This is a genomic window from Pseudomonas sp. 14P_5.3_Bac1 (genome assembly GCF_025466135.1).
Taxonomy (GTDB): Bacteria; Pseudomonadota; Gammaproteobacteria; order Pseudomonadales; family Pseudomonadaceae; genus Aquipseudomonas.
On record NZ_JANLOF010000064.1, the window covers coordinates 1 to 2,066 of the forward strand.

Genomic DNA, 2,066 nt, shown 5'->3' on the forward strand with positions numbered 1-2,066 from the left:
TTTGCGCTGGTAGGTGACGATCCGGTAAGCGTCGACACGGTCCAGGTAAGATGTCTTCGGCGCGTCCTTGATGTATTTCTTGAAGCGGTAGTCAGAGCCGAACAGTGTCATGGTGCCCACGTACGTTGCGCCGATGTACACGTCAACGTTGGAGCCAGTCCAGTTGAGATTATAGGACTGAGCTGTATAAGCCCCGCTCACACCAGTGCGGCAACGAATTCCACGAACCGGCAATTCTACTGAGACCTCATTCGATACAGCCAACGTACCAACTGCCACACCCGACGCGGATACGGTAGTGACTTTCAAGATCCCATCATATGAGTAGGTCATGGCTGGGCCACCGGCGGTATTGCCAGCATTTACTGAGCGCCAAGAGAAACCACCGTCACCATTACCTTTGTTTACGATGAAGTGCCCTTCCCCCAGCCCGGCAGCATTCCAGCCCGCATACAGACCCTGGATGTTGTACCGGCCCGAAGCCCCCTGCACGCCTACCTCGGTGAATATAGCGCGGCCATCAGTCACGCCAGTGCCACCCTTAGCAATTGGTAAGGCGGACGGGAGAGTTCCAGTCGCTCCGCCGAGGGCGGTATAGAGCTCCGTAGACATTGCGTTCATTTTAGCGGCGGCGCTCCGGGTGGTATCACCACCGGCGCCTGTGGGCGCTGTACCTAAGTTGATTTCCTGTCTTGCCATTATAAACTCCAAGTAACATATTCATCGTTAATCAAGAAAAGGGTTTTGCAAATACCATTGGTAGATATTGTGCTGATGGTAAATCAACACCTACCGCCTGTAAGATCATTCTATCGTTTGGGAAGTCCCAAAAGGCATACATGTTACCTTGTCTAGATTGCAGACCCGGCATGTCAAAGGCAATATTATTGATCAGCATATAATCACCATTGGATAATGGAAATCCACCAGTAGGCGTCCACATTAAATTGTATAAACCTTGTCCAGTTTGAGTTGCCCCTAGATATGTCCAGTTGTTCACAGTTCCTGTGAATTGGGCACAAGGTGTTCCATTATCAAAGATAAGGGTGTTATTAGCATCCCATAAGCGCAAACCATATGTGGCAGTTGGTGTTGATCTAAACACAGCAGAAAACCACTTACCTGTTGCACCAACAAGCGATGTTGAAAAAGATACAGCGGTCCAATTACCCGGTGTTCCAATCACTTGACAGTAGTATAAATTGCTAGCAGTATTTGGTCTTACAAATACCAATGGTGGCTCTGTAGTTGTAACCGCTGTCTTGAAAAAGATTGGCGTATTCTGACTGCTATTTGTTGTCCATGTTCCAGACTCTACAATTACAAGTCTGGAAAATTCAGAGTCAAGAGTTACAACATCCTTATTGTTTACAAAAGTTAGGCCGAAGGACATTATTTATACCTCATAACTAAAAGTCTCTGAGGTGTTGTTCCAATAGGTGAACCAGCAGCACCGCCCGGTGCACCAAAGTAAACCCTTACATAACCCGGTGGACCCGGATAAATAATAGGTGTATATGTAATAGGTGTACGTTGACCACTAACTTCATATGGTGCTACAGGAACACAAACAGCAGAATACGTAGTAGGATTAACATCTGGATATCCGGGAATCGCCAAATCAATAAATCTACCTTTCCCGGCTGCAGCCTGAACAATCTGTGAGTGTACAATCCTTACAGTAAATGAATTCTCATCCAGCTGGAGGGCGCCATTAGCGCCCCAAATTCTCATGCCAACACTCATTCGCTTAGATCCCCAATTTGGACCCGCTTGACGCCGCCATTATCCCAAAACCGTAATGATCTATTTGTCATCATTGATCTCCCCTGCCCAGGAACAATCCCATTGATTTCAAACGTGCCATCAAAGAACAGCTTCCAACCAGCCTTACCCGGGTCGTAGTTGTTGGATTGGATGTAGTTGCCGATCTTGGCGTTGGTAATCGTGCCGTCCTGGATAAAAGCCGATTTAATGAAAGTCTGCCCACCCTGTACCGCAAAGGGCACGATGCCGGCCTGCCCGATGGCGAACCGGTCGGCGTCGATGATGAACTGCGACTGCAG

At 48.2% G+C, this 2,066-nt stretch carries 3 protein-coding genes and 1 pseudogene; all 4 read right to left on the minus strand.

All coding sequences use genetic code 11. The annotated features are described in order from the left end of the window. Positions 1 to 528: pseudogene (locus tag NTD89_RS17055) on the minus strand (tail fiber domain-containing protein); the annotation flags it as partial. 202 nt (positions 529 to 730) lie between these two features. Then, entirely contained in the window at positions 731 to 1,393 is a 663-nt protein-coding gene (locus NTD89_RS17060; protein ID WP_262208742.1) for a hypothetical protein, read from the minus strand. Beyond that, positions 1,393 to 1,746 (minus strand): hypothetical protein, encoded by a 354-nt coding sequence (locus NTD89_RS17065; protein ID WP_262208744.1) that lies wholly within the window; start codon positions 1,744 to 1,746, stop codon positions 1,393 to 1,395. Before NTD89_RS17065 ends, NTD89_RS17060 begins: the two co-directional genes overlap by 1 nt. Then, the coding region (locus NTD89_RS17070) for a hypothetical protein (RefSeq protein WP_262208746.1) at positions 1,743 to 2,066 on the minus strand (324 nt) is incomplete at its 5' end. The genes NTD89_RS17065 and NTD89_RS17070, both read right to left, overlap by 4 nt.